Genomic DNA, 21,911 nt, shown 5'->3' on the forward strand with positions numbered 1-21,911 from the left:
ATATGAAGAAACTGATTTGTAAAAAATGTGGAAACGACGAATTTACGGTGTTAAACGTGGGCGAAACGCTGTGCAAATGCGGCTTGCGCTTAACCAAGCTAACGGATTACACCTTAGAAAATACGCAAAAAAAGAAAGAGCTGCTGGTTCGCGACCAAAAGCGCCGAGCTGAAGTGATTTCCAAGATCAGTCTATTAAAAAGAGAAATTGACAAATGTCTGGATGAACGGGATGAGGCAGGATTTAAGAAGCGTACCTTTGAACTGCGGCTTTGTCAGCATTTCTTAGAGTCCAACCTGGACCATCGTGAGACCCGCTTTAAAGAAAGACTGAAGCAAAACCAAGATAATTTTTTTCATCAATAAGTTTACATCTTAGCCAAACGGGTACTAAATAACCATAGTCATTATCATTCTTGAAAAATTGAAAGGAGAGAAATATCATGGGATTTATTTGGTCATTAATTATCGGAGGCATCATCGGCTGGTTAGCCGGACTTATTCTAGGACGTGACATCCCTGGAGGCATCATCGGTAACATTATCGCTGGTTTTATCGGAGCTTGGTTAGGTTCTTTACTACTAGGCGGCTGGGGACCTGAGGTTGGCGGATTCTTCATTATACCGGCCCTCATTGGTGCAATCGTCCTAGTCCTTATCTTAAGCTTCATCTTAAAAGGAAGAAAACACGCAGCGTAACGAAATACACTGAAGAGACTGCCGCATATGGCAGTCTCTTTTTTGGTTTGGAAACCTGCTTTATCTAGCGAGCGTCCTTTTTATAGTTGTCTGCCTTTATCGAAGCTGCATTTTATAACCTTTTTAAGGGAGGACTTCCTGCTTACTTTCCGGCTTCATGCTTTTACTTTCCGGTTTCGCACATTTACTTTCCACTTTCGCGATTTACTTTCCGCTTTTGTATCTTTACTTTCCACTTTTCCTATTTTACTTTCCACTTCGAAAAATTGACGCAGGGACCAGCTAAAAATCCAGGCGCGCAGCCTGGATCGGGTCATATTTCTCTCTATTATCTAGTGATCGTCCTATTAATAGCTGTCTCCCTTTATCGAGGCCGCATTTTAATGACCTTTTTTAGGGGGACTTCCTCTTACTTTCCACTTTCGTGCTTTTACTCTCCGGTTTTGCACATTTACTTTCCACTTTTCGCGATTTACTTTCCTCTTTTGAATCTTTACTTTCCACTTTTCCTATTTTACTTTCCACTACCTAAATTCCACTCAGAGATCAGCTAAAAATCCAGGCGTAAAGCCTGGATCGGGTTATATTTCTCTCTATTATCTAGTGATCGTCCTATTAATAGCTGTCTCCCTTTATCGAGGCGACATTTTAATGACCTTTTTAAGGGAGGATTCCTGCTTACTTTCCGGTTTCGCACATTTACTTTCCACCTTTGAACCTTTACTTTCCACTTTTCCTGTTTTACTTTCCACCCGCAAAAATTCCCGCAGGGACCAGCTAGAAAATCCAGGCGGACCACCCGCCTGGATTGGAAACTTCCATTTATAAAACCCCTGAAAACAGCCGGGCAAAGGATTCCTTGAACTTCACACTCACGCTCCGCTTATAAAACTCAACCGGGCGAATGCGCCGGCAATCTTTTACGTCCTCCTCATAATGCTCCACTAGTTTATGGATCGAATCCGTTCCTGTCAAAAACAAGTTCACTTCAAAATTCAAATGAAAGCTGCGCATGTCGACATTGGCCGTACCGATCGAGGCTAAGTCGCCGTCGACAATGATGATTTTTTTATGAAGAAAGCCTTTTTCATAAGAATAAATCTCAATTCCCGCCCGCAGCAATTCTGGGAAATAGGACTGGGTCGCATATTGGGTGAGAAAACCGTCATTGGTGTCAGGCACCATCAACCGTACCTGGATGCCTCTGCGGGCTGCCACCCGGAGGGCGGTTTGAATGGCTTGATTGGGGATAAAGTACGGTGTTGCGATCCAAATTGATTCGGTAGCACACGTGATCATCGCGTAATAGTGATCACTCATGTCGCGCGTTTCCGGACCGGTGGCGACGACATGCACAAGACCATCTCCGGGAGCAGGTACTGGCTCCATGTACCGTTCGTTATCAAACAGCGTCTCACCGCAGGCATACTTCCAATCCAATAAAAAGACCGCATGTAAGGTTTGCACGGCTTCACCCTCGAGCACGACATGGGTATCGCACCAAAAGCCAAACTCCTCACTTTCGCCGAGATATTCGACCCCGACATTTAAGCCGCCGACGAAGCCGACTTTTCCATCAATCACAATGATCTTTCGATGATTGCGGAAGTTTAGCTTTTGATTAAACCAGCCTAGCTTTAGCGGTAAAAACGGCTGGACTTGAATCCCAGCCGCCTCCATCTCCTTAATTGCCGCTTTTGAAAGGGAGTAACTGCCGACCGCATCGTAAATCAATCGGACTTCCACCCCAGCCAAAACCCGTTCTATTAAAATAGCAATCAGTTCTTTCCCGAGCCGATCATCACGAAAAATATAGTATTCTAGGTGGATAAAGTCCTTCGCTTCTTTGAGGCGCCGTTTAATTTCAGCGAAGGTCTCACCGCCATTCCGGAGCACCGTAGTTCTCGTGTTCTGGTTATGGTCCGTTAAGGTGACCCGTTCCAAATAGCTGGCAAAACTGCGCTGGTGCTCATTATAATCGGTTAAATCCAACGTACGCTGCTTTTTGCCTAGTGCTTCGAAAAGCTGGCGGTCGAGCGTGCGCTTGCTCTTAAACAGCTCGCCTGTAACCAGTAATTGACCTGAATACACGTAAAAAATATAGCCCAGCACCGGCAGCAGCACCAAAATGTATGTCCATAGCAGCGTCGTTTGGGCACCGCGATTTTCGAGCCAAAGGTCGACGACAGTATAGAAAATGATCACCCCATACAGTGCGATACATAGGTGCTTCCACTCTGAAGGGATATTTGTAAAAAAGACCAGGTCGCCAAAGGCGAGCATTACGACCACCAAAACCCATTCCATACGTTTTATCTTCATACGGTGTTCTCCCAAATTCTTTATTACTATAAAATACCCCTTCCATTAAAAACGAAACAACGATGCCCAACGTAAGAAAAGCATAAGCGCCCTGGTCAGCAGCGTATGGCCTGGAGCGCTCCAACTGAGATATAGGAAACACGATGAGCCGGAGGCGAATCGATGTTGACTTATCGTAGGGCGGAGCGCGAAGGACACTAGCTGCTAGGGCGCTTGTGCTGGACAGTAAAAAAGGTGCCTGACACCCAAAGGGTGTCAGGCACCTAGTATACTAGATTTTTCGGTAAATCTTTTCATGGGCGTTAAATTCTTGGTAGTGCATGCCGCTTGGCATAAATAGGATTGACTCTTTGCTGCCGAGCCCGATGAAGCCGCCGTCGGCCAGGCTGTTGTGCATCAAGCTATGGACTTGCTGCTGCAAGTCGTTGTCAAAATAAATCATTACATTCCGGCACAGGATGACGTGGAACTCATTGAACGAGCCATCCGTCACCAAATTATGCTGGGCGAAAAACAAATTCTCTTCCAGAATCGGGAAAAAATACGCATATTGGTGGTCGGTCGTATAGTACTCCGAGAAGGCCTTTTTCCCGCCCGCTTTTAAATAGTTTTTCGTGTATTGCTGCATTTTTTTCAACGGAAAGGCACCCTTTTGCGCCGCGATTAACGCCTTTTCATTCATATCGGTGGCATAAATCTTCGTTTTATCTGCTAAGCCCTCTTCGAGCATCAAGATTGCCATCGAATACACTTCCTCGCCCGTTGCGCAGCCTGCATGCCAGATGCGAATTTCCGGAAGATCACGCAGCAGCGGTACGACCTCATGGCGGAAGGCTGCGAAGAAGCTGGGATCGCGATACATTTCCGTCATCCGAATCGACAGGTCATTCAATAAGCGCTCCAAATACCCTTTTTCATGAAGAACCTTTTCCAACAAAGCTGTAACCGTCGGGAGCCGCTCCGATTTCATCCGATTAAGAATCCGTCTACGCAATGAAGCCCGCACGTAGCCGCGAAAGTCATAGCCATACATTTGATAGAGACCTTCCAGCAGGAGATCAATTTCAATCTCCTGAAGCTCGTTCACCGCGGTCTCCTCTTTTTCTATTAAAAAATCTGTCAACGCGCACTCACCTGCTCTGTCAGCCATACCCGCATCAACGAGAAGAGCTGATCGATGTTTAATGGTTTCATGATATAATCGGATGCCCCTGCTTCCATACACTTGTCGCGCTCGCCTTTCATCGCTTTCGCAGTCAAGGCTATGATTGGCAGATTGGACATCTTAAGTTCTTCACGAATGATTTTCATCGCCTCATAGCCCCCCATGACCGGCATCATGATATCCATGAACACCAAGTCAAAGTTGGCTTGAATTTGCAGCAATTCGATCGCCCGCTTCCCGTTTTCGGCAACTTGAACCGTAACGCCCTTTCGCTCCAGCGCATTGACTAAGGCAAAGACATTGCGGCCGTCATCTTCGACTAACAGCACTCGTTTTCCTTTAAACAACTGTTCATCGGAGTTCTTGGCCACGGCAACTGCTTCTCCGGGTGACGGGATTTCCGCATCTGCATCTGCATCCGAATCCGAATCCTCGTCCGTCCATTCCTGCCCGCCTTTCATCTCAGAATCGATCACACTGACAGTAGCGGCCGCCTCTTGGAGTGCCAGCTGTTCCTCTAGAATATCTTCATTATCTAGCTTGCTTGGTATATACAAGGTAAACGTACTTCCCTTGTCCACTTCGCTTTCGAGCTCAATAGCCCCGCCAAGAAGCCGGGTAAACTCTCGGCAAATTGATAAGCCGAGGCCTGTCCCGCCATAATGCCGGTTGGTTGTCCCATCCACTTGTTGAAAGGCATCGAAAATAATTTGCTGCTTCTCGCACGGAATCCCGATTCCCGTATCCGTAACCGAGATGGCCAGCACCGGTTCTGCCGTTTTGACCACCGGCAGCTGCTCTACTTTTTCAGCACGGGCCCGTTCAATCCTTACCGTGACCCCGCCTTTTTCCGTAAATTTAAATGCATTCGAAAGTAAATTTTTCAAAATTTGCTGCAATCTTTGCCCGTCTGTTGAAATCACGGGTGGTACATCATGATTAGTGAGAATCTCAAACCGCAAATTCTTCTTGGCCGCGACCGGATCGAATAAATTCCGCAGCGTTTGGGGAATTTCTGTTACATTGACTTCATCTGTTAAAATTTCAATTTTTCCCGCTTCAATTTTTGATAAATCAAGAATATCATCAATCAACCGGAGCAAATCAGCGCCAGACGTGTTCACGACACGTGCATATTCATTGACTTCATCCATCTCCATATCCTCGTTACTTTCCATCAGCATTTGCGATAAAATCAGAATGCTGTTCAATGGCGTCCGCAGTTCATGCGACATATTTGCGAGAAAATCGGTCTTATATTGGGAACTCATTTTTAGTTTGATAGAATACTGTTCTAATTCATCCTTGGCTTTTTTCAATTCCAAGGCCCGTTGTTCGGCCGATTGATTCTGGTCTTCCAAATACTCATTGGTGATCCGCAGCTGTTCTTGCTGCATTTGCAATTCTTCGGATTGTGCCTGCAATTCTTCGGACTGGGCCTGTAATTCCTCGGTCAATACTTGAGATTCTGCCAGAAGCCGTTCCACTTCCATTCGGCCGTTTACACTGTTGATGGCCGAACCAAACTTGTCTTGAAGCAGATCCAGTAACGTCAAATGCTGCGATTTGAAGGGTTCAAGGGACGCAAACTCCACCACCGCTTCAACCTTGCCCTCAAAAAGAATCGGGGCAATTAATAAATTCCGCGGTGAGGACGTGCCCAAGCCTGAAGTAATTTTAAAATGATCCTCTGGAATTTGATCAATGAGAAAAATTCGTTGATCCAGGGCTGCCTGGCCAATTAAACCTTCGCCCAAACGAAAGCTTGGCGCCATGCGCTCTTCCTCTTTAATCGCATAACCAGCCACTTTAACGAAATCAATCTCGCCGCCCTGATTCCTGCGCAGGTAGACGACCCCATATGTAGCTTTAAGCATCGGAGCCAGCTTCGTAATAAACGCTTTTGCTAATTCTTTGCTATCAGTCATCCCTTGATACATGGTAGAAATGTCGGCCATACTCCGTTCGATCCAGCTTTGCTTTTCCAAATTACTCAGCAGGCTGTTCATCGCCTCAGCCAGTTCCTGCGTCTCATCACGGGTATTGACGACAATCCTCGTGGTTAGATCGACTTCAGAATTGCTATCGGTAATTCCCCTAATCGACCGGACCACCTGTTTAATCGTTTTAACAATCGAATTGGACAAGAAAAAGGCTGTTGCCATCGTGATCAACGTTACTAAGATAATTAATACATATAAGGTAATTTTTAAATTCGTATTGTTTTGATTCAGCACTGCCGTCCGTTTCAACGTAATTTGCTTTTCATTACTAAGAAAGGAATCCAACTGCGTACGGAGCTGGTCCGTTATGTTCTTTCCTCTATTCTCCGCAAAGTGCTGATTTAACACCTCTGTATTATTGGCCCTTTTGGCATTAATGACAAACTCACCCGTACCGGACATCCACTCCATAATCATCGGCTTCATTTCCTCTAAACTCCGCTGCTGCCGGCTGTTATCCGATAACAAGGAATGAAGTTTATTATAGCTATTAAGCCAGTTGCGGCTGGCCTGATTATAGGGATCAAGATATTCTTCATTTCCCGTGATAACAAAACCGCGCATCCCGGTTTCCATATCGAGAATATTTTTTTGAATTTGATTGGCCAAGTCGTGGACTTCAATATCGTGCTCCGAAATGAAATCGACCTCTTTCTGTAAATCTGCCATTCTATTGATGACGATTAACAACGAGACCACTAAACAAATTAATATTGTTAAATAACCTGTTATGATTTTAGCGTGTATGTTAAAATTCCACCTTTTCATACAATCGCCCCCTTTGTTTTTTCCGTAACCTTTTTCAACTACAGAATTGTTTACCCCCTCATCCCTCTTTTAAAACCTATTTTTTGAAAAAAATAAATAATGGTTTCAGATGCGAGTGCACCGGGTAATGCATAACTATACACATCATTACTGCAAACGGAGGGATCCATATGGCAACTGCTAAATCAAAAGAGAAGGAAAAAACGGCCACAATCGCAGATACATTGAATCAACAAGTAGCCAATTTTTCAGTTCTTTATACAAAGCTGCATCACTTCCACTGGTATGTGAAAGGAGAAAATTTTTTCACCCTGCATATTAAATTTGAAGAATTGTATACGGAAGCAGCCCTGCACCTTGATACCATCGCTGAACGGATGCTCGCGCTCGGTGTTTTACCGACGGCCACGATGAAGGAGCACTTGGAGCTGTCTTCGCTTGAGGAAGCAGCAGGCGATGAAAATGCGTCCGGCATGGTGCAGGCGCTCGTTGACGATTTTAATACGATTTGCAATGAATTGACTGAGGGCATTACAGTGGCCGAGGACAACGATGACCAGCCGACAGCCGATATGTTCATTGCGATCCGCACTTCTTTAGAAAAACATCGTTGGATGCTGGAAGCTTATTTAGGAGAATAATAGATTACCAGTGCCCGCCTAGCGGCGGGCATTATTGACCAGAGAACCTGAACCGCTTGGTCAGCTAATAAATTCTTATATAATGTAAAAACTACTCCGGGCACTGCGAGTTTCTCGCAGTGCCTATTTCGGTTATTGTTACCCTTTAGTAGTAATCATCACCAAACACATATCGTCCTTGGAGGCGGTTTCCGGCAGGGAACTTGAATGCAGCTGTTCAAACAACACCGCTGGATCATCCATGTCCTGCTCTTGTAAACTTGGAATGATCTTCGTCAAGGCATTTTCGTATTCTTCCTCGATCCATTCCGATAATCCATCGGTAAACAGCAGGATGCGTGCTCCCTCTTGGTACGGAATCACCCCTTTTGTGACCTCAATTTCATCAAAAAAGCCAAGCGGACAGCAGCCTTCCGTCATAAGCTCCACTTCCCCATCGACAATCGCAACGCCGGCGGGGTGACCCGCATTCACGTACTCAATTGACTTTTTTTCCGTATCCAAAACAAAATAGATGGCGGTAAAATAATAATTCATCAAACTATCAGGCATGTGGAGCTGATTCATGCGCCGATTTAATTCCTTTATCACCCATTCGGGATCGCATATCCCTGTAATGGTATCTTTTAACGCAGAATATATGTACATACAAACCAGCGAGGACGAGATCCCATGCCCCATCATATCAAGCAAAATCACGCCATAGCGATTGGGGCTAATCTGGTACCAGGCATACAAGTCACCGGCCAATTCAAACGATGGCTGATAGACGGCTGAAATTTTCACATGTTCATTTTGAACCGGATCACTGAGCATGCTCAGCTGCACCTGTTTCGCCAAATCCAGTTCATATTGAATGCGGCGGTCGCGTTCCTTCCGTAAGTCCTTCTCATATTTGATGCGGAGAACAGACCGAATCCGGGCCAAGAGCTCCACTTTATTAATGGGTTTCATGACATAATCAAGGGCTCCAGCATCCATCGCTGCAGCCATTTTATAAGAATCACCCATGGCTGTCACAAAAATGATTGGCAGGTCGTGGAAGCGCTCATTTGCTAGAATGGTTCGGCACGCCTCAATTCCATCAATTTCCGGCATCATCAAATCCATTAAAATTAAATCGACGGGGACCTCAGCCGGATTCACTTCATCAAGCTGTAAATATTGAAACAATTCCCTCGCAGACGACAACAGCACTAATTTATCATAGCCAGCCCTCTGGAGGATTTTTTCCACGATCATTAGATTTGTAAAATTATCATCAACAACGACAATGTTCATAACTATCCCCTCTGTAGAACAAGGTGCCTGACCCCCGGCGTGTTAACTAATTAACGCAGCAGGGGTCAAGCACCAGTATCACTTCCAAGTGCTTTGCGTAATTTTTCAATCGCCTTTTTTTGCAGGCGCGAAACATGCATTTGCGAAATTCCCAACGCCTCGCCTGTTTCCTTTTGACTTTTATTGCCGATAAACGTCATATGAATGATTTCTTTCTCTCGTTCTGTTAGTACATGAAGGGCGCTCTCGAGCAGCAGCTTGCGGTCGACTTTTTCAAACCCTTCATCAGGCGTTCCGACAATGTCCAATGCGGTCACCGTGCTGCCTTCAGAACCCATTTCAATCGGCACATCCACAGAAGCCGCTTGATAGCTCTTTCCCATTTCCATTGCTTCCAGGACTTCCTCTTCGGACAGCTCCATATATTCGGCAATTTCGTGAATCTTAGGTGAGCGTTGATATTGATTGGTCAGCTCGTCGACCACGTTTTTTATTTTGGGCCAAATTTCCTTTATCCGTCTTGGAACATGGACACTCCATGTTTTATCCCGTAAAAATCGCTTGATTTCCCCAATGACAGTGGGGATCAAGAACGATTCAAACGATTTTCCTGCTTTTGGGTCATAGCGTCTAATCGCGGCGAGTAACCCAATCATGCCGACTTGCATGATATCTTCATGGAAATTCCTTCCTTTTGAATATTTTCTAGCGAGACTGCCGACTAGCGCAGAGTAGTTTTCCACTAGGATGGTTTGTGCTATGGGGTTTTCATGCTGTTGGTACTCCAAAATGAGGGCATCGATTTCTTCCTTAGTTCGCTTCACAATTCGGGCTGGTTGTCCCATAGTTTTCACGCTCCCCACTTAGATACTTCACCATGAAGACCGTTACACCAGAATGATTTAAAACACGGACTTCGTCCATAAGTGTTTCGATTAAATACAGACCTAACCCTCCCTCTGCAAGCTGGTCCACAGTACTGGATTCTGTATAAGGGCCTAGTTCATTTTTTGTTTTGGTAAAGTTAAAGCTTTTTCCACTATCCGCTACCATCATTTCTAACTTATCCGCATAAATCCCAAAGCCAACGGTCACTTCTCCCCCTTCATTTGTGGGGTATGCATGCTGGACAGCATTTGTACATGCCTCACTAACTGCAATTTTGATATCCTCTATTTCCTCATATGTATAACCCATGCGGCTGGCAATCCCTGATAACGTTAATCTGATGACTCCTACATATTCTGGTTTTGCAGGTATCTTCATTTCAATATAATCCATCACTTGATCCATCGTCCCCCACCTCTTAATTTGCAGTAATATTCATAATGTTATTTAAGCCTGTAATGTTAAAGAGTCGTACTAGTCGATCCGATAATTCTATTAACCTTAGTTCTCCGCCATTTTCCTTCAGTTGTTTAAACAAACCCACAAAGACACCAAGTCCTGTGCTATCTAAATAAGATACATCCTTTAAATTAACGGTAATTATTTTATTTTTTTCTTCTGCAAGCGGAAATAATTCCTCTCTTAGCATAGGTGCTGTAAAGGCGTCAATTTCTCCGGCAACCATCACAACTACTTCCCCATCTTGCTGATGTTTGTCTATATTTAAATTCATCCTATCATCACCTCTAAAATATTTATTATGTAAATACCCATTTCTATTAAACCCTAAACCTACTTTTTTAAAAAATTACTAGATTTATGTCTAGTATTATACCAAAATAGACAAATTCATCGAATAGAGCGGAAATCCTAGGCAAAAGGTTCTATGTTTGAAGGGGTTTATTTTTTCCAAAAAAGGGTAAATACAAACTACTTAAATGCAAAGGAGGGCGTCCATGTTGGAGGAGAAAGAAAAGAACACTCACATTAAACTAGAGCAAACAAAAAATGGCTCAATGGCACCGGATTTAGCAGAAGTAAAGAAGCTTGGTAAGGAAATGAAGAAAGCGAAAACAGGCAAAGAGCTCCAGGAAGAAAACAATCTCACACCTGACCCCTTGCAATAACACGCCCCTGGCACAGGGCATTTCCTTTTTCGGAATGCCCTTATGCCTCTTCCGTATTTGTCAACGTCTCCGCAGCGGGATCCCCATAAAGCTGGTTAATTTCTTTTACTAACTCATCGATAAATTCATCTGAAAACAAAGGATTATTTTCCTTGGGCATCCTCATCCTCCTTATCAAAAGAAATGTCTCCTCGTTACTTATCATTTCCTATTACCAAGATTTAAAACTTTTTACAAAAAAATCATTTACTTTCCCAAGCGACAGGAGTAATATAATCACAGTTTCAATGTCTTAAATCGCTGAAACCAACCGGTACGGGGGAACCAAAAAGCGGATTGATTTTTCAAATCCTAGGGGTGAATCCTTTTATAAGGTAGGGCTACTCAAGGTCCGAATCCGGCAGCTAACCTCGTAAGCGTTTATATGAGAAGGATGGTGGAACTTGTCATGCACAAAAAATAATGTGTCTGCAGGTCTATTTGCTGATGACTTGCAGGCACTTTTTATTTTCCCTTTTTGAAAAATTTTCATATAACAGGGAAATATATTACCTATTCACACTTTTAGGGGATGAGGAAATGTCGATCAAAAGGTTCTTAATTGGACGACCTTTAAAATCACATGAATTAGGAGAACAAAAACTCAATAAAACGAAAGCCTTAGCGATTCTATCTTCCGATGCACTATCGTCGGTGGCCTATGGGCCTGAGCAAATACTCATCGTCTTAATTACGATCGGGGCAGCTGCCTTGTGGTATTCCATTCCAATCGCCGTTGGGGTGTTAATTTTGTTAACCGCCCTCATTTTATCTTATCGGCAAATCATTTTTGCCTATCCCCATGGTGGAGGCGCTTATGTTGTTTCGAAAAATAATCTTGGCGTCAATCCAGGCTTAGTGGCAGGCGGATCCCTTTTAGTCGACTACATCCTAACAGTAGCGGTTAGTGTGTCATCGGGAACAGATGCGATTACATCCGCTTTTCCCGGCTTACATCCTTACAATGTTGAAATTGCGATTGTTTTTGTCTTGTTTATTACCATTTTGAATTTGCGGGGCGTGACCGAGTCGGCTACCATTTTGGCCTATCCCGTTTACTTGTTCGTCCTAGCCTTGTTTATCTTAATCGCTGTCGGCCTTTACCATATTCTTACAGGAGGGGTTGCGCCAGAATTGCACACTTCAATCGGGACACCGGTCGCGGGCATTAGTTTGTTTATTCTGCTTCGGGCTTTTGCTTCAGGAAGTTCTGCCTTAACAGGCGTTGAGGCGATTTCCAATGCGATTCCGAACTTCAAGGATCCGGCCCCTAACAATGCTGCGAAAACCTTAATATTCATGGGCCTGTTGCTCTCGATTTTGTTTTCAGGAATCGTTGTTTTAGCATACTTTTATGGGATTACACCAAAACCTGAGGTAACAGTCGTTTCACAAATTGCCGAGAGTGTATTTGGGCGAAATCTGCTGTACTTCTTCATCCAGGGAACGACTGCGTTAATCTTGATTCTTGCGGCCAACACCGGCTATTCGGCCTTCCCGCTCTTGGCGGTTAATTTAGCTAAAGATAAGTTTATCCCGAGGATGTTTCTCATTCGCGGTGACCGCTTAGGCTATTCGAATGGGATTATCATTCTGGGCATTTCATCGATTCTCTTAATCCTGATTTTCAACGCCCAAACCGAGAGTCTGATCCCGCTTTACGCAGTCGGCGTGTTTATCCCATTTACCTTGGCACAAACTGGGATGATGGTGAAATGGCTCCGTGAAAAACCGGCAGGCTGGATCGGTAAATTTATTGTGAATACATTAGGTGCTTTGATTAGTTTTAGCGTCATGATGATCTTCTTTTTAACAAAATTTTCGCATGTTTGGTCGATTTTAATTTTCTTACCATTGATCATTTTATTGTTTCATCGCATTCGCCGGCACTATGAGGCGGTTGGGGAACAACTGCGGGTCATTAATAGCGAGGAGGCTTTTCCGATCGAAGGGAATGTCATCATTGTTCCAGTGGCAGGGATGACGACGGTCGTCAAGAACTCGCTCAACTATGCCAAATCGCTCTCGCCTGATCAAATTATTGCCGTTTATGTTGCCTTTGAGCGCGACGACGAGCACAAATTCGAAGAAAAGTGGAAGAAATGGCAGCCGGATATCCGCCTTGTCACCCTGCACTCCCATTACCGCAGTATTATTGGTCCATTATCGAAATTTATTGATACGGTCGAACATAAAGCGAGTGAGTCTGATTACCGGGTGACCGTGGTCATTCCGCAATTTATTACGAAGCATAGCTGGGAAAATATCCTCCATAACCAGTCCAGCTTATTGATTCGTTCTTACTTGCTGTATCGCCGCAACGTGATTGTCACGACCGTGCCCTATCATTTACAAAAATAATGTATTTAACGGTCTTCGCTTGCGAGGACCGTTTTCACATGAAAAAGGCCTGCACCAAACCAGTGCAAGCCCCTTCTTTATGTTAAATTGATTCCGTGGTGACTAATGTGGTGTACCAGGTGAATCTCTTTGTTCGGTTTCTTGATTAAATCTCTCATCCTGCAGTTGGGTATTTCCATCCCTCGGGCGTTGACCCGAATACTCTGGATCATCTCTATACCTTTGCCCGTTCTGCTGTTGTAGATCGTGATTGTTATTAGGCGAATTTCCACTTTCGTAGCTTTGGCTATTCAATTGCTGCTGCCTCGGACGATTTTCGTCACCCATCTGGGGCGGAACGTCTTCATTGCGGCTTCCATACTTCTCTGGAATGACATTTTCGCCACCCATGGTCGATAGTGGCTGGTCTTCATTTTCTGTTCTTTTAAACAGAGTGTCATCGCCTTGATAGCCTGCTTCTTCTACATCCGTTGTTTCTGAATAATTCCTAGCCATGTTAGTTACCTCCTTTTTACCTCTTCAAGAATGCTGCTCCATCAATTGTTGCTTCATCCCTAGACATTTAAAAAGGTTTGACTAAACACGCTACTCCATATTTCAACCACCCTCTTCCTGTTGTTAGGCTAGATTCTTCAGTCAGGTTAGCTAATTTGTAACCTTGTTATTGTAGTACCACGAATCGACAAGGCTAAAACCTTTATTTGAAAAAAGATCCCTTTTTTTTCCCCTTTAATAAATCACCCGTCCAGCCTTTTAATTTTAAAAAACCAAACAGGAGAATCGTGGAGATCACGATGGAAATAAGCGCGAGCGGGTAGCCAAAGCGCGCATCCAGTTCCGGCATATGCTTAAAATTCATCCCCCATAATGAGCCAAATGCCATAATCGGTGTAAAAATCGTCGTCATTACCGTTAACGTTTTCATAATTTCATTGCCTCGATGCGAGGAAATGACCTCCTCTAAATTAATCAGCGAGTCCAGTTCATGTTCATATTCATTGAGGAGCACCATGGCTCGATCAATCCGCTTGCAGGTACTCATGAAGGCTTCCCCCTCGCTGATTCCTGGGTAGTTGATTTCATCAATCGCCATTTTTACTTCATTAATGGGAATGAGAAGATTTTTCCAGATTAATAATTCATGGCGGCGCATGTAAACTTGTTCCAGAATCCCCGTGGCATTCCGTTTGCGCACGCTCCAAATCAGCGTCTTCAGCGCCTCCTCAAACTGGTCAATTTCCGCTAACATCCCATTCACCAATTCCCCGAGGATCAGTAAAAAGCCCTCCACCGCATTGTCCATCTTGTCTAACCACAGCTCGGCTTGGTCTAACTCTAAATCGATCGTCACCAATTGCTCTTCCGTTAGAAAAAAATGAAAGATCTTATTGTCGCGTTCGGTGTTTACATTTTGTTGGTAGATGAGGGAGCCTTTGACCACCTTTTCCTGGCTTCCCACTTGCAGACAATTAGTCTTATTTTTTTCCACCTGACCGAGCCATGCTTTGATTGAGTCGTCAAGCTCGATGTCCGGCTGCGGTTGATTGGTAGTCAACGGAAGCCATGTCCATTGATGGGTGCCGTTATTTTTTTTCATATGTATCCCTCCTTAAAAGAAACGGTTTTACATCTACTTCCCCGCTAATGATTGTTATCAAACTTAAGGTTTAGTTGAAAAATGATTGGGGTATTCATAAGAGAAATATCGTAAGGAGGAATGGACATGAATCGAGTCTTAAGTATGAGTTCACTAGTCGCCGTAGGTGTTGGTGCTTCCGCTGCGCTGTGGTTACGAAATAAACCTAATCGCATCAAGGTGGAAAACTTCTTCCGGGATATGAAACGAAAAGTCAAACCAACCGTCTTTGAAAAGGCCGAGGCACTGCCGATTGATAAGGGTGGTAATCCACATCCTCAAGATATAGAGGATAACAAAATGGTCGACGAAGGCGCGATGTATTCAGTCAAATTTTACAATGAAAAAATCCAATAATCATACGATCGGTTGGGGTGTAATTGGCCCCAACCCTTTTCTTGCGGGCGAGGTGAACCAGCTTGTTACTGTTTTTATTTATATACATGGTGATTATTATCGCCGTGATTGAAATTTTTGTGATTTTATTTCGCTTAACCGATTTAAAAAAGGAGGTCTCCCGCTTTCAGGTGATTTCGATGATGACGGGAACCGGGTTTACGACGGGCGAATCCGAGCTCATCCTCGGTCATCCCATCCGCCGCAAACTGGCCACCTTTCTAATACTGTTTGGTGCCTTCTCCCTTGCGGTCATCATTTCCTCGATTAGTCAATTTCTTTCGGAAGACTTGCGCGCGAAGGAAGTGTCGATCGGTGCCGCTTCAGTCTTAGTCGTCCTTATCATTTTAAAGCTGCGCGCCGTTCAGCGCCGCCTGTCCCAAGTCTTTCAGCGAAAAATAAAGCCCCATATGCAGCTAGCCGATTTGCCGGTCCGGGACGTCTTTTTGAAAAATAAAGAGGATTGTCTGCTCAGTTTGCCTATTTACCAAGATTCTTCCCTTACTGGTGTTTGTTTAAAACAGGCTGTGCCCGAGCATGCCGACATGGTAGTCTTATTTATCCAACGAGGTGATGTCAGAATCCGAAAAAATCTTTATTCGACACCGCTGCATGAGGGGGATCGGGTATTGCTGTATGGCGCGGAGACAGCGATCTTCAAGCTGTTTGGGGAGGATATTGAAGTGATGAGGGAGAGACTAAAGGAAGATTAAGCCCTGCCCAATGAAATGCTTTAAGGTCTTCGAAAATGATCGCTCGTTTTATCATTAAGACCGCCTATTGAAGACCGTTTCACCGCTTACTTTGCTCGTTTTGTCTTTAAGACCGCTTATTGAAGACCGTTCCACCGCTTACTTTGCTCGTTTTGTCTTTAAGACCGCTTATTGAAGACCGTTTCACCGCTTTCTTTGCTCGTTTTGTCTTTAAGCCCGCTTATTGAAGACCGTTCCACCGCTTACTTTGCTCATTTTGTCTTTAAGAACGCAGCCACAACTTCCCTTATTACCATACTCCCTCTCCCCATAAACAAAAGGCCCCTCTAACAGAGGCCTTTGTTAGCTTTTTTCCACTTCTAAATAGGCGATGCGGTACCCGTCTGCTTCCTGGACCCTGAACACATAGCCCTCTGCTTCGACCTCTGCACCTGCAGCTACCTCCGCTCTGGCCTCTTGTGTCAAAAACCAGCCGCCAACCGTATCGACATCTTCTGCGAACAAATGAGTCCCGAGCAAGTCATTTAAATCCTCCACTAATACCTTGGCGTCGATGATATAATGGTTGTCCGAGAGAGTCCGAATATCGGCCACTTCATCCCCATCAAATTCGTCGCGGACTTCGCCAATGATTTCCTCAATGATGTCTTCAACCGTTACTAATCCCGAGGTGCCGCCGTATTCATCAAGGAGAATCGCCATATGGATGCGCTCGGTCTGCATCTTAATCAGCAAATCATGAATCGGAATCGTTTCAATTACCGTGATGACCGGCTGGAGATAAGACTCCACGTCCCATGCCGTATCAACGCCCCGATTCATCATCCTCGAGGTTAGCACCATTTTCACATTGATCATACCAATAATGTGATCCTTATCGCCGTCACAGACCGGGTAACGAGTGAACTTATCCGTCTTGAGCTTTTGGACCACCTGCTGGCGCGTATCGTCAACGGAAATACAGGACATTTCCGTACGGGGCACCATAATTTCTTTGGCAACGCGCTCATCAAATTCAAAAATATTATCCACGTACCGCCATTCATTTTGATTGATTTCACCGCTTCGGTAGCTTTCAGCCAGGAGAATCCGCAGTTCCTCTTCCGAGTGGGCGGCTTCATGTTCGGAGGCCGGCTTTAAGCCAAACAGTCCTGATAGCAGCCGGGCCGAATGGTTTAAGGCCCAAATAAAAGGAAACATGATTTTATAAAACCAAATAATCGGTTTCGCAAACAATAAAGCAATCTGTTCCGATTTTTGAATCGCCACCGTTTTTGGGGCTAATTCCCCTGCCACCACATGAATAAAGGTCACAACCACAAAGGCGAGCACAAATGATAAAAAATGGGTAACTGTTTCATTTAAATGGAGTGCCTTTAACAAGGGATGAAACAGTTTTTCAACCGTAGGTTCGCCCAGCCAGCCTAGTCCCAGTGCCGTTACGGTGATGCCGAGTTGACAGGCGGACAGGTATTCATCCAGGTGGGTGACAACCTGTTTAGCGGCCACCGCGCTCTTCTTCCCTTCGACGATCAATTGTTCAATTCGCGATTGTCTTACCTTGACGATGGCAAATTCAATCGCCACAAAGAAGCCCGTGAAGATAATCAATAAAGCAATCGCAAATAAGTTCATCAGCAGCATCTAACCTGCACCTCCCTTAAAAAATAACAATCCGAAATCACCTGAGGATTTCGGATTGTCAAAGTCAAAACCTATAAACGATTATTTTCCTCGTCTAATTTATCATCTAGTTTTCGTAAATATTTTTTCGCAAAATCGGTACCGCCGAGACCAAAGGCTAAGCCGAATGCCAGCGCCAGGCCGCCTAAAACAAGAATGAAGGCAGCATTGACGATTGAATGAGCCACACCAAGCTGATCTAAGGCCATAAACACGGTAATGGCAAAAATGGTATATTTAGCAATTGCGGCAAGCGTGCGAGAGTAGTTGTGCTTGACCACATTCTGTAAAATTCGCTCGATCAGATGGCCTAAATATAAACCAATTCCTAAAATCAAAATCGCCGCTAACAGCATTGGCAAGTAAGCAATAACAGCGGTTGCTAATGTAACTAAGAAGTTTAAATGAACAATTTGCAAGGCTTCTACTGCAAAAAGTAAAATCACGATAATTTTAGCCAGCATACCAACCAGCTGGGACAATGTATATTTCGATTTATCCGGTGTTGCCGCGCCAATTCCGATTTGTTGGAAGACGGTATCAAAGCGCAGACGCCATAGCATTTGTGCGACCATCCGCTCGACCCATTTACCAAGCCAAATCCCTACTAACATCAAGACCACTGCCACCGCAATGTTCGGGATTAACGTAAGAATCTTGTTTAGCATCGCAATCGCCGGTTCAGAGATGCCTTTTAAGTCTAATTTTTCTAAAGCAGTAATGATGGTTGGAATAAGGATGAAGATAAACACGATGTTTCCAATGATGCCTGAAAGATTCGCTTCTTCTCCATTCTTTACCAATCCAATGCGCTGGCCAAGGCTGTCGGCCCCTAAACTTTTTAAAAGGTTCGTTAAAATGTCACGAACGATTTTAGCCACTAACCAGCCGATGAAGACGATCAAGGCTGCGGCAAATAATTTAGGAATAAACGCTAGAATCGCAGTAAGTGCGTGCGAGAATGGTTCAGAAATCCCTTCAATTTGTAAGGCGCCCAATACTCCAGGTAAAAATAACAACAAGACGAAATAGAAGATAGCTTGGGCGATTCTGTCCACTTTCGTAAGGGCTTCTAGTTCCGTTTTGGCCATTTTCCATTTAACCAGCTTGTGTTCTAAATGGAACATGCCGGCTGCTTTTTTAAAGAGAAGACGAAGTAAAATAGCTGCTACCCATGCAAAAAGTAGAATTAATGCTGCTTTTAATAAATGCGGAATCGCTGCGGTCATCGTTGTCACCATCGCCACAAGCGGGGAGGCAATAAAACTTAGATGCAGCATATTGAAAAATATGATCCAGACAACAACGAGTAACGTATAGTAAACTACTTTTCCAATGATGTGCTCGGATGAGGTTTTTCTTTTTCCAACGTTTGAAAACAGTTTATTATCGAGATTTGTTTTCTTTAATCCTGCCTCTACGGCCCTGCCAATCATTTTGGCCACCAGCCAGCCTACTAATAAGACAAGAAGCGCCAATAGTAAGTGGGGAATTTGGTCCGTGTATATGTACCATCCAGACATCATGCTTCTTAGGTTCATGTAACATCTCTCCTTTTCTTATTTAGTTCGGTAGGTGGTATACCCTGACAGCCTGTTTTTAAACCTGGCAGCCTTTTTAAAAATGGGTTGTTGATTTGCGCTCCAGGCGCTTCGCTTTCCGCGGGCGTGCCGGGGAGCCTCCTCGGCGCGTACCGCGCCTGTGGGGTCTCCCCTGCCCCGTACTCCCGCAGGAGTCTTCGCGCCTTCCGCTCCAATCAACGTGCTAAAAAATCAACATTAACATGGAACACAGCTTTAATAAAAAATGGTTTCACATCCGTTTTCCATGGGAATATACACAACAATCGAACACAAAAGGAGGAAACGAAGTGAATAAGAAACCATTGACCGCCCTCGGAATGGCAGCGTTACTCACTTTTGGCGGATTAGCCGGATGCGGTGACGGAGTCGATCAAGATAATGGCATAAGCGATGGCGAGAAAAAGGATGCCGTCGATACCGATACAAAAAAAGAAGCCGATGGCGCTTTTAAGGAAACAAAGGATAATCTTAAATCTATTAAGAATGATGTAGAGAAAGAATTGAAAAAAGAAGGCGTCGGTGATGGTGTTGATCAAGATAACGGCATCAGTGACGGTGAAAAGAAAGATGAATTAGATAATTAATAGGAGGTTTACAACTCGGACACATAGGGTAGTAAACTAATAGAACCAAATACCATATCAAGGAGGTAATGAAACATGAATAAGGATGAAGTAAAAGGCGGCTTTGATCAGGTAAAAGGTGAAGCAAAGGATCAATGGGGTAAAGCAACAGATGACCCTTCCACTCGAGCAGAGGGTAAATTTGATAAAGTGAAGGGTAAAGTAAAAGAAGAAATCGGTGAATTAAAGGAATCGTTATCTGATAAGTAATCTTCGGGGTCGTCCCGTTGATATATATGGATGTATATCGTAAAAAAGAAGAGGCTCCCCCCGCCTCTTCTTTTTATATTGAATTCTAGCGCAAGCTGCTCCCCTACAACGAGCACTTGCGCTTTTCTTATATAATGACCCCTTTGATAAACCAGTTTTAGCCATAGCCAAAGCTTATTGAAGTTTATTATTCTCCCGTTTACTGACACAGACCAACCACTTTCCCCAAAGCGGCTGGCCTTATTATAATTATTTCCCTGGGAAATAATTTCTTTCCAGACATTACTGTAAGTTGTTCAGAAAGTCGAGCGCGATATTTGGTGCAATTCCGAAAAGAATGGAACCGACTACCGTCACAAGTAAGACGACCACGATGCCAAATGGAATGTTCAGCTTGCGCTCGTCCGCTGCCGGACGGAAGAACATTTGCGTCATCACACCGAAATAGTAGAAATATGAGACAACAGTGGTTGCAATCATGATTGCTGCCAGCACATAGTGCGGTGTACCGTAAAAGGCACCGACAAAGATGTTCAGTTTACCGATGAAGCCAGCCGTTCCCGGGAAGCCTGCTAAGGAAACGAGTAAAATTCCCAATAGGACGGCGAGAACCGGCGAGCGGCGGTAAAGACCAGCAAAGTCAGCAATTTTGGTAGAACCAGATTGCTCCGTCACCACTTGGATGATCGCAAACGCGCCAAGGTTCATTAACATGTACGCCAGCAGGTAGAACCAGATGGAATACAGCATGTTCGAGCTAAGCGATGTTAGTGCCACGAGCACGTAACCGGCATGGGCGATACTCGAGTAGGCGAACATCCGTTTAATATCCGTTTGTTTCAAGGCAATGACGTTCCCAATAATCATGGTAACGGCGGCAATGAAGGCCAAGTAATCCTGCATTTGGAACAGGATGCCCTTACCGCCGGCAGTTGGCGCCGCATTGTAAAAGACCGAAATCAGGATGCGGAGCACGATCACGAAACCAGCTGTTTTCGAAATGACACTTAAAAAGGCCGTTACCGGTGTTGGTGCCCCTTGGTAGACATCCGGCGCCCACATATGGAACGGAGCGGATGCCAATTTAAACGATAACCCGACAAAAATCATTAAGAACGCTAAGCCCAACAAGTAGGCCTGCTGCCCGTCGGTGACGGCTGCCAAGCTGCTTGCAATCGCATATAGGTTGGTTGTGCCGGTTAAACCGTACACATAGCTCATCCCAAACAACGTAATCGCCGTAGAAATGCCGCCGTTGATGACGTATTTCATTGCAGCTTCGTTCGTTTGGCGGTTGTGCTTGCGAATCCCTACTAAAATATAGGAAGAGACCGTCAACAATTCTAATCCGATAAATAACGTGATCAAATCGCCGCTCGATGTCATCACCATGGCACCGAGTAAAGCAGTTAAGAATAAATAATAAAACTCACCTTGATAGTCTTCCATGCCTTCCTTCGCCTCATTGCTGACGGCTAAAAACATGACAAGCGCAGCACCGGACATGAGGATCAGTTTAAAGGCTTTTCCAAACGCATCAAGGGTAAAGCTATCCTCGAGAATGGAAACAGACCCGGTTGTGTTTAGCAGACTGGCGACGGATATAATCGCGGCCAGTATCCCGGCAATCCCAATCCAGCCAAGCACGCGGCGGTCGACTTTTTTCGGTAAAAATAAATCTAGTAATGTTAGGAGTGCAGCCACACAAAGGATGATGAATTCCGGTGTCATGGCACTCCATTCAAATGATTTCAATGTCTCTAAGTCCATCCTTC

22 protein-coding genes and 1 riboswitch are annotated in these 21,911 nt (G+C 44.5%); of the genes, 9 read left to right on the forward strand and 13 right to left on the reverse strand.

The features are described from left to right. Window positions 1-2: 2 nt before the first annotated feature. The gene (locus AC4E8C_RS23685; RefSeq protein ID WP_490209072.1) at window positions 3-365 is read left to right on the forward strand and encodes a hypothetical protein; all 363 of its coding nucleotides are present in this window, start codon (window positions 3-5) and stop codon (window positions 363-365) included. A gap of 77 nt (window positions 366-442) precedes the next feature. Then, on the forward strand, window positions 443-697 hold the full coding sequence (locus AC4E8C_RS23690; protein ID WP_490209073.1) for a GlsB/YeaQ/YmgE family stress response membrane protein: 255 nt from the start codon (window positions 443-445) through the stop codon (window positions 695-697). 822 nt (window positions 698-1,519) lie between these two features. Here AC4E8C_RS23690 and cls read toward each other — a convergent pair. The 3 genes from cls to AC4E8C_RS23705 form a co-directional block, all read right to left on the reverse strand. Beyond that, a complete protein-coding gene (gene cls / locus AC4E8C_RS23695) occupies window positions 1,520-3,019 on the reverse strand; it encodes a cardiolipin synthase (RefSeq protein WP_490209074.1) in 1,500 nt (499 codons plus the stop codon). A 271-nt stretch (window positions 3,020-3,290) separates the two neighbouring features. Further along, entirely contained in the window at window positions 3,291-4,142 is an 852-nt protein-coding gene (locus tag AC4E8C_RS23700) for a CheR family methyltransferase (RefSeq protein ID WP_490209075.1), read from the reverse strand. Further along, window positions 4,139-6,955 (reverse strand): CHASE3 domain-containing protein, encoded by a 2,817-nt coding sequence (locus tag AC4E8C_RS23705; RefSeq protein WP_490209076.1) that lies wholly within the window; start codon window positions 6,953-6,955, stop codon window positions 4,139-4,141. The genes AC4E8C_RS23700 and AC4E8C_RS23705 overlap by 4 nt, the downstream gene beginning before the upstream one ends. 170 nt (window positions 6,956-7,125) lie before the next feature. Here AC4E8C_RS23705 and AC4E8C_RS23710 point away from each other — a divergent pair, with 170 nt between their 5' ends. After that, window positions 7,126-7,596, forward strand: coding sequence for a Dps family protein (locus AC4E8C_RS23710; protein WP_490209077.1), 471 nt, complete (start codon window positions 7,126-7,128; stop codon window positions 7,594-7,596). A 138-nt stretch (window positions 7,597-7,734) separates the two neighbouring features. On the opposite strand, the gene AC4E8C_RS23715 is transcribed toward AC4E8C_RS23710, so the two are convergent. From AC4E8C_RS23715 to AC4E8C_RS23730, 4 genes are all read right to left on the reverse strand, one after another. After that, on the reverse strand, window positions 7,735-8,877 hold the full coding sequence (locus AC4E8C_RS23715; protein ID WP_490209078.1) for a PP2C family protein-serine/threonine phosphatase: 1,143 nt from the start codon (window positions 8,875-8,877) through the stop codon (window positions 7,735-7,737). A gap of 65 nt (window positions 8,878-8,942) precedes the next feature. Then, entirely contained in the window at window positions 8,943-9,722 is a 780-nt protein-coding gene (sigB, locus tag AC4E8C_RS23720) for an RNA polymerase sigma factor SigB (protein ID WP_490209079.1), read from the reverse strand. Beyond that, window positions 9,688-10,170, reverse strand: coding sequence for an anti-sigma B factor RsbW (rsbW, locus tag AC4E8C_RS23725; protein WP_490209080.1), 483 nt, complete (start codon window positions 10,168-10,170; stop codon window positions 9,688-9,690). The genes sigB and rsbW overlap by 35 nt, the downstream gene beginning before the upstream one ends. Window positions 10,171-10,183: 13 nt before the next feature. Continuing rightward, on the reverse strand, window positions 10,184-10,498 hold the full coding sequence (locus tag AC4E8C_RS23730) for an anti-sigma factor antagonist (RefSeq protein ID WP_490209081.1): 315 nt from the start codon (window positions 10,496-10,498) through the stop codon (window positions 10,184-10,186). Between the two features lie 223 nt (window positions 10,499-10,721). On the opposite strand from AC4E8C_RS23730, the gene AC4E8C_RS23735 reads away from it, so the two are divergent. Then, window positions 10,722-10,892: a hypothetical protein gene (locus AC4E8C_RS23735; RefSeq protein WP_490209082.1), complete on the forward strand. Its 171-nt coding sequence runs from the start codon at window positions 10,722-10,724 to the stop codon at window positions 10,890-10,892. Window positions 10,893-10,932: 40 nt separating this feature from the next. Here the strand turns inward: AC4E8C_RS23735 and AC4E8C_RS23740 are convergent, their stop codons facing one another. Next, window positions 10,933-11,052 (reverse strand): bacitracin ABC transporter ATP-binding protein, encoded by a 120-nt coding sequence (locus AC4E8C_RS23740; RefSeq protein ID WP_490209083.1) that lies wholly within the window; start codon window positions 11,050-11,052, stop codon window positions 10,933-10,935. 128 nt (window positions 11,053-11,180) lie between these two features. Beyond that, a riboswitch (cyclic di-AMP (ydaO/yuaA leader) is annotated at window positions 11,181-11,326 on the forward strand. Between the two features lie 145 nt (window positions 11,327-11,471). On the opposite strand from AC4E8C_RS23740, the gene AC4E8C_RS23745 reads away from it, so the two are divergent. After that, entirely contained in the window at window positions 11,472-13,292 is a 1,821-nt protein-coding gene (locus AC4E8C_RS23745; RefSeq protein WP_490209084.1) for an APC family permease, read from the forward strand. 102 nt (window positions 13,293-13,394) lie between these two features. On the opposite strand, the gene AC4E8C_RS23750 is transcribed toward AC4E8C_RS23745, so the two are convergent. Together AC4E8C_RS23750 and AC4E8C_RS23755 are read right to left on the reverse strand one after the other, a co-directional pair. Further along, a complete protein-coding gene (locus AC4E8C_RS23750) occupies window positions 13,395-13,787 on the reverse strand; it encodes a hypothetical protein (protein ID WP_490209085.1) in 393 nt (130 codons plus the stop codon). Window positions 13,788-13,989: 202 nt separating this feature from the next. Then, window positions 13,990-14,889, reverse strand: coding sequence for a magnesium transporter CorA family protein (locus AC4E8C_RS23755; RefSeq protein ID WP_490209086.1), 900 nt, complete (start codon window positions 14,887-14,889; stop codon window positions 13,990-13,992). 126 nt (window positions 14,890-15,015) lie between these two features. Here AC4E8C_RS23755 and AC4E8C_RS23760 point away from each other — a divergent pair, with 126 nt between their 5' ends. Together AC4E8C_RS23760 and AC4E8C_RS23765 are read left to right on the forward strand one after the other, a co-directional pair. Then, window positions 15,016-15,285, forward strand: a complete 270-nt coding sequence (locus AC4E8C_RS23760; RefSeq protein ID WP_490209087.1) for a hypothetical protein — start codon at window positions 15,016-15,018, stop codon at window positions 15,283-15,285. Between the two features lie 62 nt (window positions 15,286-15,347). Next, window positions 15,348-16,037 (forward strand): TrkA C-terminal domain-containing protein, encoded by a 690-nt coding sequence (locus AC4E8C_RS23765; protein WP_490209088.1) that lies wholly within the window; start codon window positions 15,348-15,350, stop codon window positions 16,035-16,037. A 342-nt stretch (window positions 16,038-16,379) separates the two neighbouring features. Here AC4E8C_RS23765 and AC4E8C_RS23770 read toward each other — a convergent pair whose 3' ends face one another. Further along, window positions 16,380-17,681 (reverse strand): hemolysin family protein, encoded by a 1,302-nt coding sequence (locus tag AC4E8C_RS23770; RefSeq protein ID WP_490209089.1) that lies wholly within the window; start codon window positions 17,679-17,681, stop codon window positions 16,380-16,382. A 71-nt stretch (window positions 17,682-17,752) separates the two neighbouring features. Continuing rightward, on the reverse strand, window positions 17,753-19,261 hold the full coding sequence (locus tag AC4E8C_RS23775; protein WP_490209090.1) for a mechanosensitive ion channel: 1,509 nt from the start codon (window positions 19,259-19,261) through the stop codon (window positions 17,753-17,755). Window positions 19,262-19,590: 329 nt separating this feature from the next. Between AC4E8C_RS23775 and AC4E8C_RS23780 the strand changes: the two genes are divergently transcribed. Both AC4E8C_RS23780 and AC4E8C_RS23785 read left to right on the forward strand, forming a co-directional pair. Then, entirely contained in the window at window positions 19,591-19,887 is a 297-nt protein-coding gene (locus AC4E8C_RS23780; RefSeq protein ID WP_490209091.1) for a hypothetical protein, read from the forward strand. A 75-nt stretch (window positions 19,888-19,962) separates the two neighbouring features. Continuing rightward, entirely contained in the window at window positions 19,963-20,136 is a 174-nt protein-coding gene (locus AC4E8C_RS23785; protein WP_490209092.1) for a CsbD family protein, read from the forward strand. Window positions 20,137-20,418: 282 nt separating this feature from the next. Here AC4E8C_RS23785 and nuoN read toward each other — a convergent pair whose 3' ends face one another. Then, window positions 20,419-21,906, reverse strand: coding sequence for an NADH-quinone oxidoreductase subunit NuoN (gene nuoN / locus AC4E8C_RS23790; RefSeq protein ID WP_490209093.1), 1,488 nt, complete (start codon window positions 21,904-21,906; stop codon window positions 20,419-20,421). Between the last annotated feature and the right edge of the window lie 5 nt (window positions 21,907-21,911).

This window comes from Neobacillus sp. SRL179 (genome assembly GCF_984799095.1).